The organism is Arcobacter pernae (assembly GCF_049472135.1).
Taxonomy (GTDB): domain Bacteria; phylum Campylobacterota; class Campylobacteria; order Campylobacterales; family Arcobacteraceae; genus Arcobacter_B.
The window spans coordinates 1-13,839 of record NZ_JBMOVV010000009.1 but is presented as its reverse complement, the minus strand read 5'-3'; the positions used below and the strand labels follow the sequence as shown (position 1 = coordinate 13,839).

Annotated in this window: 14 protein-coding genes; 9 read left to right on the top strand and 5 right to left on the bottom strand. The window is 27.5% G+C overall.

The window, feature by feature from the left end:
* Genes ACH5BF_RS10645 through ACH5BF_RS10605 form a run of 9 tightly spaced genes read left to right on the top strand, consistent with a single transcriptional unit; the run spans position 1 to position 8,648 of the window.
* Positions 1-1,374 (top strand): glutamate synthase subunit beta, encoded by a 1,374-nt coding sequence (locus ACH5BF_RS10645; RefSeq protein ID WP_423274217.1) that lies wholly within the window; start codon positions 1-3, stop codon positions 1,372-1,374.
* The gene (locus ACH5BF_RS10640) at positions 1,374-2,129 is read left to right on the top strand and encodes an inositol monophosphatase family protein (RefSeq protein ID WP_423274216.1); all 756 of its coding nucleotides are present in this window, start codon (positions 1,374-1,376) and stop codon (positions 2,127-2,129) included. The genes ACH5BF_RS10645 and ACH5BF_RS10640 overlap by 1 nt, the downstream gene beginning before the upstream one ends.
* A gap of 38 nt (positions 2,130-2,167) precedes the next feature.
* Complete coding sequence (locus ACH5BF_RS10635) at positions 2,168-2,422, top strand: YfhL family 4Fe-4S dicluster ferredoxin (protein WP_404307965.1); 255 nt, start codon at positions 2,168-2,170, stop codon at positions 2,420-2,422.
* Positions 2,422-3,891, top strand: a complete 1,470-nt coding sequence (locus ACH5BF_RS10630) for a Ppx/GppA phosphatase family protein (protein ID WP_423274215.1) — start codon at positions 2,422-2,424, stop codon at positions 3,889-3,891. The genes ACH5BF_RS10635 and ACH5BF_RS10630 overlap by 1 nt, the downstream gene beginning before the upstream one ends.
* Before the next feature lies 1 nt (position 3,892).
* Positions 3,893-4,801: a lipid A biosynthesis lauroyl acyltransferase gene (locus ACH5BF_RS10625; protein WP_423274214.1), complete on the top strand. Its 909-nt coding sequence runs from the start codon at positions 3,893-3,895 to the stop codon at positions 4,799-4,801.
* The gene (locus ACH5BF_RS10620) at positions 4,776-5,651 is read left to right on the top strand and encodes an ELM1/GtrOC1 family putative glycosyltransferase (protein WP_423274213.1); all 876 of its coding nucleotides are present in this window, start codon (positions 4,776-4,778) and stop codon (positions 5,649-5,651) included. The genes ACH5BF_RS10625 and ACH5BF_RS10620 overlap by 26 nt, the downstream gene beginning before the upstream one ends.
* A gap of 1 nt (position 5,652) precedes the next feature.
* Positions 5,653-6,753, top strand: coding sequence for a glycosyltransferase (locus tag ACH5BF_RS10615; protein ID WP_423274305.1), 1,101 nt, complete (start codon positions 5,653-5,655; stop codon positions 6,751-6,753).
* Between the two features lie 13 nt (positions 6,754-6,766).
* Complete coding sequence (locus tag ACH5BF_RS10610; protein ID WP_423274212.1) at positions 6,767-7,768, top strand: glycosyltransferase; 1,002 nt, start codon at positions 6,767-6,769, stop codon at positions 7,766-7,768.
* Complete coding sequence (locus tag ACH5BF_RS10605; RefSeq protein WP_423274211.1) at positions 7,749-8,648, top strand: glycosyltransferase family 9 protein; 900 nt, start codon at positions 7,749-7,751, stop codon at positions 8,646-8,648. Before ACH5BF_RS10610 ends, ACH5BF_RS10605 begins: the two co-directional genes overlap by 20 nt.
* Before the next feature lie 7 nt (positions 8,649-8,655).
* Here ACH5BF_RS10605 and ACH5BF_RS10600 read toward each other — a convergent pair whose 3' ends face one another.
* Genes ACH5BF_RS10600 through gmd form a run of 5 tightly spaced genes read right to left on the bottom strand, consistent with a single transcriptional unit; the run spans position 8,656 to position 13,821 of the window.
* The gene (locus ACH5BF_RS10600; RefSeq protein WP_423274210.1) at positions 8,656-9,672 is read right to left on the bottom strand and encodes a glycosyltransferase family 10 domain-containing protein; all 1,017 of its coding nucleotides are present in this window, start codon (positions 9,670-9,672) and stop codon (positions 8,656-8,658) included.
* 18 nt (positions 9,673-9,690) lie between these two features.
* Entirely contained in the window at positions 9,691-10,716 is a 1,026-nt protein-coding gene (gene rfbB, locus ACH5BF_RS10595; RefSeq protein WP_423274209.1) for a dTDP-glucose 4,6-dehydratase, read from the bottom strand.
* On the bottom strand, positions 10,709-11,578 hold the full coding sequence (gene rfbA, locus ACH5BF_RS10590; protein ID WP_423274208.1) for a glucose-1-phosphate thymidylyltransferase RfbA: 870 nt from the start codon (positions 11,576-11,578) through the stop codon (positions 10,709-10,711). Before rfbA ends, rfbB begins: the two co-directional genes overlap by 8 nt.
* Positions 11,575-12,633: a GDP-L-fucose synthase family protein gene (locus ACH5BF_RS10585; protein WP_423274304.1), complete on the bottom strand. Its 1,059-nt coding sequence runs from the start codon at positions 12,631-12,633 to the stop codon at positions 11,575-11,577. Before ACH5BF_RS10585 ends, rfbA begins: the two co-directional genes overlap by 4 nt.
* 42 nt (positions 12,634-12,675) lie before the next feature.
* Entirely contained in the window at positions 12,676-13,821 is a 1,146-nt protein-coding gene (gmd, locus tag ACH5BF_RS10580; protein WP_423274204.1) for a GDP-mannose 4,6-dehydratase, read from the bottom strand.
* Positions 13,822-13,839 lie beyond the last annotated feature (18 nt).

Below are 13,839 nucleotides of genomic sequence, written 5' to 3'. Positions count from 1 at the left end.
ATGTTAAACTTTACTAAATTTGAAAGAATTAACCCTGAAAAAAGAGATGTACTTCAAAGATTAAAAGACTTTAATGAAATCTATGAAGTATTTGGAACTCAAAGAGCAAAAGAGCAAGCAGACAGATGTATGCAGTGTGGAGATCCATACTGTCATACAGGTTGTCCATTAGGAAACTTCATTCCTGCATGGTTAAAACAAACTGCAACTAAAAATCCTGATTTAGCATTTGCTTTATCAAATGAGACATCTCCTTTCCCAGAAATTTTAGGAAGAATTTGTCCTCAAGATGTACTTTGTGAAGGTGCTTGTTCTTTAAATACTGGACACGGTGCTATTTCAATTGGTGCAATTGAAACTCATATTAGTGAAGAAGCATTCTCTAAAGGATTAAAACCTAAATTTACTGATAAAAAAGTAGAGAAAAAAGTAGCTGTAGTTGGTTCTGGTCCTTCTGGTATCTCTGCTGCAACTTTCCTTTTAAGAAAAGGTTATGAAGTTGAAATGTTTGAAAGAGAAGATAGAGCTGGTGGATTATTAATGTATGGAATCCCTGGATTCAAACTTGACAAATCTACTGTTGAAAGAAGAATTAACTGGTTAGTTGAAGCTGGTATGAAATTACACCTAAATTGTGAAGTTGGAAAAGATAAATCTGTTGAAGAACTTGAAGAAGAGTTTGATGCTATTTATTTAGGAACTGGTGCAAAAGATGGTAGATATACTGGTATGGAAGGTGAAAAAGAAGCTTCTAATGTTCATTTAGCAATGGATTTCTTAACTGGTATTCAAAAAAGAAACTTAGGTACAAAAGTTGATTATATTGATGTTGAAGATAAAAATGTAGTTGTAATTGGTGGTGGAGATACTGCTATGGACTGTGTTAGAACATCAGTAAGAGAAAAAGCTAAGTCTGTTAAATGTTTATACAGAAGAGATGAAGCTAATATGCCTGGTTCTAAAAAAGAAGTTGTAAATGCAAAAGAAGAGGGTGTTGAATATGTATTTAATGTTTCACCTAAATCTTTAAAAGTTGAAGATGGAAAAGTAACTGCTGTTGAGTTATTAACTACTTCTATGTCTGACCCAGATGAATCAGGAAGACAAAGAGTTGTTATCAATGAAGGTACAGAGTACTTTGAAGAAGCTGATATTGTAATTTTAGCATTAGGGTTTTCTCCTGAGAAACCACAATTCTTAAAAGAGTTAAATGTAGAAACTAACTCTTGGGGTGGAATTGAAACTTCAAATTACCAAACTTCTAATGAAAAAGTATTTGCAGGTGGAGATTGTCAAAGAGGTGCGCACTTAGCCGTAACAGCAGCTCTTGATGGTAGAGAAGCAGCAAAAGCTATTATCAATAAACTTTCATAATGAACTTTACTATTACAGAAGATTATAAAGAAAACTTTATAAACTCTGTAATAGAAGCTAACAAAGAACTATATCAATATTTACACTACAATTTAGATGAAGAAGACCTTGAATATTCCAATACTATTGGATATGGAGGGGATAACTCTTTAAATATTGATTTATATGCAGAAAAGATTTTTATTAAGCATTTAAAAGAATTTGGAAATATTTATTCTGAAGAGTGTGGTTTTTTAGATTTTAATAAAGATTTTACAATTATTATAGACCCAATTGATGGGAGTGACAACTTTTACTCAAATTTAGAATATTATGGAAGTTCTGTTGCTTTAAAACATAAAAATGAAATTGTTGCTGGATTTGTATGTAATCTTGCAACTGGAAACTTTATATATAAAGCTTTTGAATATAGTTTAAAAGAGTTTAATATTATTGGTAAAAATGTTTTAAAAAGAGGAAAAATTAAAAAATTTGGAATTTTTGAGAGAGCATATAAATATCCTAAAATTTCAAAGAAGTTACATGAAAGTAATATTAAATTCCGTTCTTTAGGTGCAGCTGCAGTTTCACTTGCATTTTCAAAAAATTTCGATTTTGTTCTTTTTGTTGGTGAAATAAGAGAGTTTGATATTGCTGCTTCTTTGTATATTTGTAACGATCAAAATATTTACAAAAGTAAAGATTTTTTGCTTATATCTAAAAATAAACAAAAACTTGAGCTGATTAAAGAAATTATAAAGAATAATAGGTTATAACTCCAAGATAATATTTTAAAACTAGGGATTGGTGTTATATGTCTTTAATTATTACTGATGAATGTATCGCATGTGATGCATGTAGAGATGAGTGTCCAAATTATGCAATTGAAGAGGGAGATCCAATATATTTAATCGACTCTGATAGATGTACTGAGTGTGTTGGTCACTTTGAAGAGCCACAATGTATCGAGGTTTGTCCAGTTGATTGTATTATAATCGACCCAGATAATCAAGAGACAATGGAAGAGTTAAAGTTCAAATATGAACAAATAATGGAAGAAGAAGCTTAATGGCTAAGATTACAACTATTATAGATATTGGGTCTAACTCAATGCGTATGGTTGTATTGGAAAAAAGCAGTAGATATGCTTTTAACCTAATCAATGAAACTAAAAGTAGAGTTAAAATTTCTGAGGGTTGCTACGAAAATGGTGGCAATCTTCAAGAAGTTCCTATGCAAAGAGCCTATGAGTCTTTAAAGTCTTTTTTAAATATATCTAAATCATTAAAATCAAGAAAAGTTATATGTGTTGCAACTTCAGCATTAAGAGATGCTCCTAATGCAAAAGTTTTTTTAAACAGAATCAAAAATGATTTTGGACTAAATATAAAAGTTATTGATGGAGAAAAAGAAGCCTTCTATGGTGGTGTAGCTGCATCAAATCTAATTCATGATGATGATTTTGTTACAATTGATATTGGTGGAGGTTCTACAGAATTTTCATTTGTACGAAATGGTATTATTTTAAAATCTATATCACTAAATATTGGTACAGTAAGAATGAAAGAATTGTACTTTAATAAAAATGATATTACAGGTGCTAAAAAATATATATTAGATAATTTAAAAGAGATTTTTAACCTAAACATTCATATTCCTAGTGTTGCTGTAGGAATTGGTGGTAGTATAAGAGCATTGTCAAAGTTAATAATGCAAAAGAATGAATATCCGTTAGATATTTTACATGGATATAAATATAGTGTAGATAGTGAAATTTCACATCTTGATTTAATAGTTAATGCTAAATCAACTAAACAACTTAAAAATCTTGGTGTAAAAAAAGATAGATTTGATACTATAAAAGAGGGAACTTTTATATTTAAAACTATTTTAGAAGAATTAAATATCAAAAAAGTAATTACTTCTGGAGCAGGAGTTAGAGAAGGTGTTTATCTTTGTGATTTATTAAGATCAAACAATAACAAATTCCCTTCAAACTATAATGTAAGTGTTCGAAGTTTACTTGATAGATTTCAAATTGATCAAAGACAAAGTGCATACTTTGGTTCTAATGCTGGAAAGATTTTTGATGTTTTAAAACCTTTACATAATTTAGAAGATAGATTTAGACAGCTATTAATTATTGCTTCAAAACTTCATACTATTGGTAGTTCATTAAACTTCTATAAATCAAATGATAATGCTTTTGATTTTATATTAAATGGTTTAAATTACGATTTTCAACATAGTTCACGAGTTATCATAGCACATACAATTAAGTACTCTAAAAAGTCTTTACCAACAAAATTAGATTTAGAAAAGTTTAAAGAGCTTTTACCTAAAACTTCAGATATGAAATGGATGTCTTTTATGATTTCATTAAATTTGGCGATTAATGAAGACTTATCAAGACCAAATGTTGAGTATATTTTAGAAGGTGATACTTTAAAAGTAAAACTTGAAAATAACTCATTTATGATTATTTCAAATATTGAGAAGTTAGAGTTACCTAAAAATCTAAATATTGAGTTATTGTAAAATGAGCAAAATTGTATATCAAATATTTCTTTTTTTAGTTTTTGTTTTAAGAAAGATCCCTCAATCATTTAGAAGGGCTTTCTTTAAATCTATCTCAACTTTAGCATATTTATTTGCTAGAAATACAAATAGAATTATCAAATCTAATGTCGATTTAGTTTTTAATGGTACGATTAATGACAAAGAATTAAAAGAGATTCAAAAATACTCTTATTTTAATATGATTTTATGGGTTCAATCACTAATCGAAAATCTTGATGTAAGCGATGAAGAACTAAAAAAAACAGTTAAACTTGAAAATGAAGATATTATTCAAAAGTTAAAAGATGAAAAAAAGCCTATTATTCTAATCTCTGCTCATTATGGTAATATGGAAATGTTAAGTTGTTATTTAAACAAATTTGTAACACCTATTCATCAAGTAGCAAGACAATCAAATTTTGAAGAAATGGATAATTTTATTGTAAAAGCTAGAGAAAAATCTGGTGCAAAGATTATTTTTAGAGCAGGTGCTGTAAAAAAACTTGTAAAAGCATTAATGAAAAAAGAAGTTGTCTCTTTAATAATTGATCAAAATATTAATTCAAAAGATGGTACTGAAGTTGAGTTTTTAGGTAAGAAAGCTTATCAAACAAGTACATCGGCACTTTTATCGAGAAAGTTTAATGCTTATGTTGTTCCTGTTGCTATTTTCAATGAAGATAACTATAATTACACAATCAAAATATATGATTCTATAGCGCCAATAAAAACAGATAATGAAGAAGAAGATATAAAAGCTGCTTCACAGTTGCATGCTAATGCAATATCTGATATAATACTCACTGATAAAAAACAGTGGTTCTGGCCTCATAAAAGATTTAAAAGCCACTATAGAGAGATATATGAAAAGAATTTTAATAATAAGTGATGGGAAACCAGGTCACTTAAACCAATCAATTGCATTTTGTAAAATTAAAAATATAAGTTATGATATTTTAGAAGTAAAATTTAAATCTAAATTACATAAAGCAATGTCTTATTTTTTTGATAGAATTAATTATTATACTGATGAATTATTTGAAGATTATAGAAAATATTATTATGAATTTTACGATGCTGTTGTAAGTACGGGTTCAAGTACTTATTATTTTAACAAATTTATCAGTAAATCAAATAATAAAAAATCAATAGTTCTTATGCTTCCAAAAGGATATAGATATGTTGATTTTGATTATATAATTGCTCAAGAACACGATAAAGCACCAAAGTTAGATAATATTTTAGAAATTCCATTAAATCTATCTTTTTCAAAACCGAAAAATATTCTTAAAAAAGATGAGAATAAAAAAGCTTTAGGAATTATAGTTGGTGGAAATAATTCTGTATTTACTTTAGATATTGATGATTTAAGAGAAGAATTAAATAATATATTTGAAGAAAAAAGTGATTATTTAAAATATATTACAACTAGTGCAAGAACACCTTTTGAAGTAGATGGATTGATTGATGAATATGATTTTGATTATAAACTTATTTATTCAAGAGAACCTGAAATAAATCCTGTTTATGATTTTATTAATGTTTGTGATGAACTATATATTACTCAAGATTCAACTTCTATGTTAAGTGAAGCTCGAGCGAATACTGATGCAAAAATAAATATAATTAATTTAAAGTCAAAAAAAGAGAATACTAAATATCATAGATTAGTAAATAAAGTATCTATTTTAGATAAGAAAATAGACTTTGAAAAACTTTTAGAAAGAGTGGAAATATAAAATTAAAAAGCTTAAAGTAGTTCAAGTCTTACCTGAATTAAATGAAGGTGGAGTTGAAAGAGGAACAGTTGAATCAAGTAGAGAGTATATAAAAAGAGGTATTGAGTCTATTGTAATAAGCAATGGAGGAAAACTGGTACCTCAAATTGAAAAAGATGGTGGTAAACACTATACTTTTGATGTTTGTAGTAAAAATATTTTTACTATATTTTTTAGAGTTTTTCGTCTAAAAAAATTATTAGAGGAAATTAAACCAGATATAATTCATGTAAGGAGCAGGGTTCCTGCTTGGTTAGTCTATTTTGCAAATAAAGAATTGAAAATACCATTTGTTACAACTGTTCATGGTTTAAACAGTGTAAATAAATATAGTGAAATTATGACTAAAGGTGATGAAGTTATCTGTGTTAGTGAAGTTGTAAAAGACTATATTGTTAATAACTATAATTTAGATGATTCTAAATTTACTGTAATTCAAAGGGGAGTTGATTTAAATAAATTTAATCCTAATAATGTTGATAGTAAATTTATTAAAAACTTTAAAGATGAGTTTAATTTAAATAATAAGTATATAATCTCTTCTGTTGGAAGAGTAACATGGTTAAAAGATTATGAAACATTTATTAAATCAATTGCGATAATTAAAAATGATATCCCTAATGTAGTGGGATTAATTGTTGGTGGAGTAAGAGAAGATAAGAAAGATTATGCCCAATCTTTAAAGGAATTAGCAAAAGAGTTAGATGTTGAAGACGATATTATATTTACAGGTAGTCAAAAGAATATTGCAGAAGTTTACTATTTAAGTGATATTGTTGTTAATGCTTCTTTAAAGATGGGTAATGTAGGAAGAACAGTGGTTGAGGCTTTAGCTTTAAATACTCCAGTTATAGCAACAACTTATGAAGGTTTAAATAATATTGTTAAAGATAATATTAATGGTGCAATAATAGAAACAAAAAATGAAAAGCAACTTGCTACTAAAATCTTAAAAGTAAAAGATGATTCTTTTGAATCAATAATTGATACTATTCCTTATGAGTATACATTAAATGCAATGGTTGAAAGTACTATTAATATATACAAAAGATTAACAAAATAGGTAAATTAATATTATGAAAGTTTGTCATTTTATTTCTTCTCAAGGGTTAGGGAGAGGAGAATTTTATATAGATCTTATAAACGAACAATGTTTAAATGAAGGGATTGAGTGTTATTTATTAGTCCCAAAGAATTCAAAGTTTAAAGATAGGGTGAGCTCTAGAGTAGAAATAATAGAATATAAATCAAAAGATAGTAGATATAATATTTTTTTATATTTCGAACTTATGAAAATATTTAATAGTTTTAAATTTGATTTAGTACATACTCATTTCGCAAAATCTACTGAAGTTTTTTATAGATTAAATAAATTATTAAATATAAATCATGTTGCTACAAAACATAATTCAAGAAAAGGTAAAATATTTAATAAGTTAAAATATGTTACAGCAGTGTCAAAAGGTGTTGCTAAAACTATTTCTATTGAATCTAAAGTAATTTACAATGGTATTAAATATAATGCCCTTAGAAATTCAAATATTAATGATAAATTTACTATTTGTGCAGTAGGAAGACTTGATAAAATCAAGGGCTTCGATATTTTAATTAATGAACTTTCAACTTTAAAAGAAGATTTTATTCTTAATATTGTTGGTGATGGTGAAGAAAGAGAAAGTTTAGAATCTATAATTAAAGAAAAGAGCTTAGAAAATAAAGTAAAACTTCTTGGTTTTAGAACAGATATTCCTCAGATTTTAAATAAAAGTGATTTAGTTATTATGAGTTCACATTCTGAAGGTTTTAGTGTTTTAATGATTGAATCAATCTTTTATGCTAAGGTTTTTATTTCAACTAATGTAAATGGTTGTAATGAAGTTTTAAGTGATAGACTATTGATTGATGGGTTTAGTATCGCAAATAAAGTTAAAGATGTAATAAATAACTATAATGACTATGTTTCTGAGTTTAAGAAAATAAAAGATATTCAAAAAGATACTTTAAAACTAGAAAATATTGCAAAAGAATATATTAAATATTATGAGTGGGTGATAGAAAATGAAAATAGCAGTAATTAGATTTAGTGCACTTGGAGATATAGCATCAATTAGACCAATAGTTAATTCTATGAAGTTTAAACCTACTTTGATTACTTCTATAGTTGGGTATGAATATTATAAAGATGAATTTGATGACTTTATTATTTTAGAAAATAAAAAAATATTAACAGTTTTTAAATTAATTATGAAACTAAGAAAAAGAAAATTTGATGTGATTTTCGATTTTCAATGTAATGATAGAAGTAGATTAATTACTAAGTTCTCAAATTCAGAAGTATTTGATAACAAAGATTTAGATGTTCCATCTATGACTAACTTTGAAATATTTTATGCTATTGCAAATAGAAAAGGCTTATTAAATAATATAGATGAACAAAACTCTTTTAAAAAGAAATTTGATAATTATATAGTATTAAATTGTGGTTCAAGTATACAATGGCAATCAAAAAGATTGCCAGAAGATAAATGGTTAGAAATTATTGAAATTTTATCAGTAAAATATGATATGCCATTTTATTTTGTTGGTGATTCTTCTGAAGTTAAATATTTAGAATCAATAGCAAAGAAGATAAATTATGAGTATACAGTGTTAGCTGGAAAAACTTCATTAACCCAGTTAAAAAAGGTTCTTTCTAATGCCTATTTGACTGTTACTACTGATTCTGCTGCAATGCATATCTCAGCTACTTTAGGAAGACCAACAATAGGTTTATTTGGTGCAACGAACTGGAAAAGGTCTAGACCTTATGGAAAATGGTCTACTGTGACTTATGATAAAAATTATTTTAAAGACAATGAACCTTTACAGGTAAATACTAAAGAAGTTAATCATTCTATGTATGAAAATATTTCTATTGAAGATTCTTTAGTAGAATTAGAAAACTTTCTTAAAGTTTAAAAGAGTATTATTTTTTGTACTCTTTTAAATGGTTATTAATTCTAAATTTTAAAAACTTATATAGATCGCTTATGTTTTTTGCTCTCATTTTTCTTCTACAGTAAATCTTTTTATTAGGAGTAAACTCATATTTTTTTGATGATTCCACAATTTTATTAATCATAGCTAATAGGTTGTATTCTTCAATTACTCTTCTTCTTGCTTCAATTACTGCAGGAAGTCTTCTTTTATATTCATCTTTATTTGAGATTATTTCTTTAATTTCTTTGATACTTTTATCCATATTTTTAATATCTATTGGAATTAGACTGTCTTTTGGAAAATAATCGTATACATTAGGACAACCGTAATATATAGGTACACTATATCCTAAAAATGCATCTGCTAACTTTTCTGTCCAAACATTGTTTTCTATGTGATTTTCAATGGCAACATGAAATTCATAATTATCAATTGCTTCTGCTTTTGTATCAATCCATTTGAAACCTCTACCAAATCTTTCAAGCTCTTTGATTTCATTTTCCATTTTTTTCGTAAAGTTAAATCTCATTTTATGAACTGTATGTCCTTGTTGTTTATTTGAACATATTGTAGAGATTTTTTTTGTTTTTTCATGTGGAATATTTTCTTCTAACAAGGAATCATAATCTTTACCATACATCCATACATTTCCCGTATGAGAACGTAATGCATTTTTATGAGGTAAATTATTTTCTTTATGATTTGTAATTAAATATTCAAATTGATTTACAAAGGCTTTTCCATAATATGAAATAGAGCTTGGTTCCGTTGAAACAAATATAGTGTTTTCTTTTGGACATTTTAATTCTTCGGTCCAGTTTTTTAAAAGTTTAGGAATATCGTCAATAACTACAAGCCAATCATAGTTTTCATCTAATGGATCAAAAGTAAATTCACATGAACCTAATATACCTTTATTTCCTGGAGTTTGAGGTCTCCAAAATGATTCTTGTGTTGCTTTACTTCCTCTATTTACTAGTTTTACTCTTACTTTTTCTTTCATTTTTTTCCTAAGATTAATTTACAATGCTTTAATTTTATTTAAGTACCAATCAACTGTTAAAATAATACCTGTATCAAAGTTCTCATCTGCTTTCCAACCAAGCTCATCTTCTAACTTACTTGCATCTATTGCATACCTTCTATCGTGTCCTGCTCTATCTTCTACAAATGTAATTAAATCTTTATATGAAGTAGAATCTTCTTTTGGAATCTCTTTATCAAGGATTGAACAAATTCTATCTACAATTTGTAAATTTGTTCTCTCATTTCTTCCACCAATATTATATGTTTCACCTTTTAACCCATTGTGATAAACTAAATCAATTCCTTTACAGTGATCTAGTACATACAACCAATCTCTAATATTCTTTCCATCACCATAAATAGGAATAGATTCGTTAGACAAAGCCTTTCTTATAATTGTTGGTATCAACTTCTCATCATGTTGTTTTGGCCCATAATTATTACTACAGTTTGTAATAACGCAATTCATTCCAAATGTTTCGACATAAGATCTAATAATCATATCACTAGATGCTTTAGAAGCAGAGTATGGAGAATTCGGTGCATATGGTGTTGTTTCAGTAAAAAGGTCATTAGGATCATCACTTAATGTTCCATAAACTTCATCTGTTGAGATATGATGGAATCTACAATCCTTATATTCATCTTTATATTCAAATGGTTTATTCATCCAGTATTTTTTAGCAACATCTACTAAAGTATATGTTCCATTTACATTTGTTTGGACAAACACACCAGGATTTTTAATAGAGTTATCAACATGAGATTCTGCTGCAAAGTGAATAACACCTCTTATATCATATTCTGAAAATATAAATTCAATCAGTTCTCTATTACAAATATCACCTTTTATAAATTTATACCGTGGATTACTTTCACATTCTTTTAAATTAGCTAAGTTTCCTGCATACGTTAACAAATCTAAATTTATTAAATTATATTCAGGGTATTTGTCTAAAAAATAAGGAACAAAATTTGAGCCTATAAATCCTGCTGTTCCTGTTAATAATATATTAGTCATTTTTTACTAATTCCTTTAAATATTGCCCATAACCATTTTTACTTAGAGGTTCTGCAATTTTTAATACTTCTTCTTTTGTAATCCAATTATTATTATACGCAATTTCTTCTAAACAAGCTATTTTATAACCTTGCCTATGTTCAATTGTTTGAACAAACTGTCCTGCTTCGATTAAACTATCATGAGTACCTGTATCTAACCAAGCAAAACCACGACCAAGAAGTTCAACCTGAAGTTTTCCTTTTTTTAGATACTCTTCATTTACAGTTGTTATTTCTAACTCACCTCTCTGAGATGGTTTTACATTTTTAGCTATTTCTATTACACTATTATCATAAAAGTATAATCCTGTAACTGCAAAGTTTGATTTAGGTTTTATAGGTTTTTCTTCAATACTGATAGCTTTTTTATTTTCATCAAATTCAACCACTCCAAATCTTTCAGGATCTTTTACTTGATAACCAAATACAACAGCCCCTTCTTTTAAAGAGGCTGCTTTTTTTAACATTGGAGTAAAACCTTGTCCATAAAATATATTATCTCCTAAAATTAAACAAACATCATCATCACCTATAAATTCTTCTCCAAGTATAAATGCTTGAGCTAAACCATCAGGACTTGGTTGAATTTTATATTCAAGCTTTATTCCCAAATCTTTACCATCACCTAATAACTCTTCAAATTTATTTATATCTTCTGGAGTTGAAATAATTAATATTTCTTTTATTCCAGCTAGCATTAAAACAGATAAAGGATAATAAATCATTGGCTTATCATAAATTGGTAAAAGCTGCTTACTTATAGACTTTGTAATAGGGTAAAGTCTTGTCCCACTTCCCCCTGCTAGTATTATTCCTTTCATTTTTTATCCCCTTTACTTAAATACCAATTAAACATAGTCTTAATACCATCTTCAAGCTCAACTTTATGTTTCCATCCCAAACTATGAAGTTTAGAAGGATCAGTTAACTTAACCATCGTTCCATCTGGTTTTTCTGTATTAAATACTAAGTCACCCTTAAATCCAATAATATCTTGAATTAAAGTTGCTAACTCTTTTATAGATATATCTACACCTGTTCCTATATTTATATGTGTATTTCTTACTTCTTTTTGATTTTTATCATAAGTATCTGTAAAATCTCTATTCTCTAGTAAAAATACACAAGCATCTGCCATATCTTCTGAATATAAAAACTCTCTTCTTGGTTTCCCTGTTCCCCATATCTCTACTGAGTCTTTATTCACACCAAATTTTTCAAGGTAATTGTTAGCTTCTTCTAAAGAATTCATATTTAAATCATCTAATACAGCTTGTGTATTTCCTTCATTTAAAAGTTTTGCTAAGTATATCTTTCTAATTAGTGCTGGAAGTACATGTGATTTCTCTAAATCAAAGTTATCATTTGGTCCATATAGATTCGTTGGCATTACAGATATAAAGTTTGTTCCATATTGTAAGTTATATGATTCACACATTTTTATACCAGCTATTTTTGCTATTGCATATGGTTCATTTGTATATTCTAGTGGACTTGTTAATAAACAATCCTCTGGCATTGGTTGAGGAGCCTCTTTTGGATAAATACAAGTTGATCCTAAGAATAGAAGTTTTTTTACTTTATGTACATATGATTGGTGTATTACATTATTTTGAATAGCAAGATTTTCATATATAAAATCTGCTCTATATGTATTATTTGCAACTATTCCACCAACTTTTGCAGCAGCAAGAATTACATACTCTGGCTTTTCTAGACTAAAAAACTCTTCTACTGCATTTTGATCTGTTAAGTCTAGTTCTTTATGTGTTCTATAAATAATATTTGTATAACCTTTTGATTGAAGGTTTTTAACTATTGCAGAACCTACTAAACCTCTATGTCCTGCTACATATATTTTTGAATTTTTATTTATTATATTTGACATATTTAAATATACTTTATATTAATTTTATTACTATTCAAAGTAACTCATAATTTTATAACCACCATCTTTTAGATATTGGTCTTTTGTCATAAGTTTTATATCACTTTGCATCATATCTTCAACTAAGTCTTGAAGATTATACTCTCTATTCCATCCAAGCTTCTTCTCTGCTTTTGAAGGATCACCTAATAGTAAATCAACTTCTGTTGGTCTAAAGTATCTTGGGTCTACACAAACAACTGTTTGGTTAAGTTTTAAATGAGATAAATCAATACCCGATACTTTTGCTTTTTCTTCATCAAAACTATCTATAATACCAATTTCATCAACACCTTCATTTTCAAATCTTAAATTAATACCTGCATAAGCAAAAGCAAACTTAACAAAGTCTCTTACTGTTGTAGTTTGTCCTGTAGCAATAACCCAATCTTCTGGTTCATCTGCTTGTAAAATCATCCACATCATTCGAACATAATCTTTTGCATGTCCCCAATCTCTTTTTGCATCTAAATTACCTAAATATAATTTATCTTGTAAATTTAGTGCTATTTTAGAAGCTGCTCTTGTAATTTTTCTTGTTACGAAAGTCTCACCTCTAACAGGAGATTCATGATTAAATAAAATACCATTACACGCATACATTCCATATGCTTCTCTATAATTTACTGTAATCCAGTAAGCGTACATTTTTGCAACTGCATAAGGAGATCTTGGATAAAAAGGAGTTGTTTCACTTTGAGGTGTTTCTTGAACTTTTCCATATAATTCTGAAGTAGAAGCTTGATAAATCTTTGTTTTTTTCTCTAAACCTAGTAGTTTCACTGCTTCTAAAATTCTTAATGTTCCTGTACCATCAGCGTTTGCTACATATTCAGGTGTTTCAAAAGAAACTGCAACATGGCTCATTGCAGCTAAATTATAAATTTCATCTGGTTGACACTCAGCAATAATTCTTGTTAAATTCATAGAATCTGTCATATCACCATAATGTAATATTAGGTTTCTATTTTCTACATGAGGATCTTGGTATAAGTGATCTATTCTATCTGTATTAAATAAAGAAGACCTTCTTTTTATACCATGTACGATATATCCTTTTTTTAGTAAAAATTCTGCAAGATATGATCCATCTTGTCCTGTGATTCCTGTTATTAATGCTACTTTTTGCTCTGCCATTCTTATTATTTTCCCTTT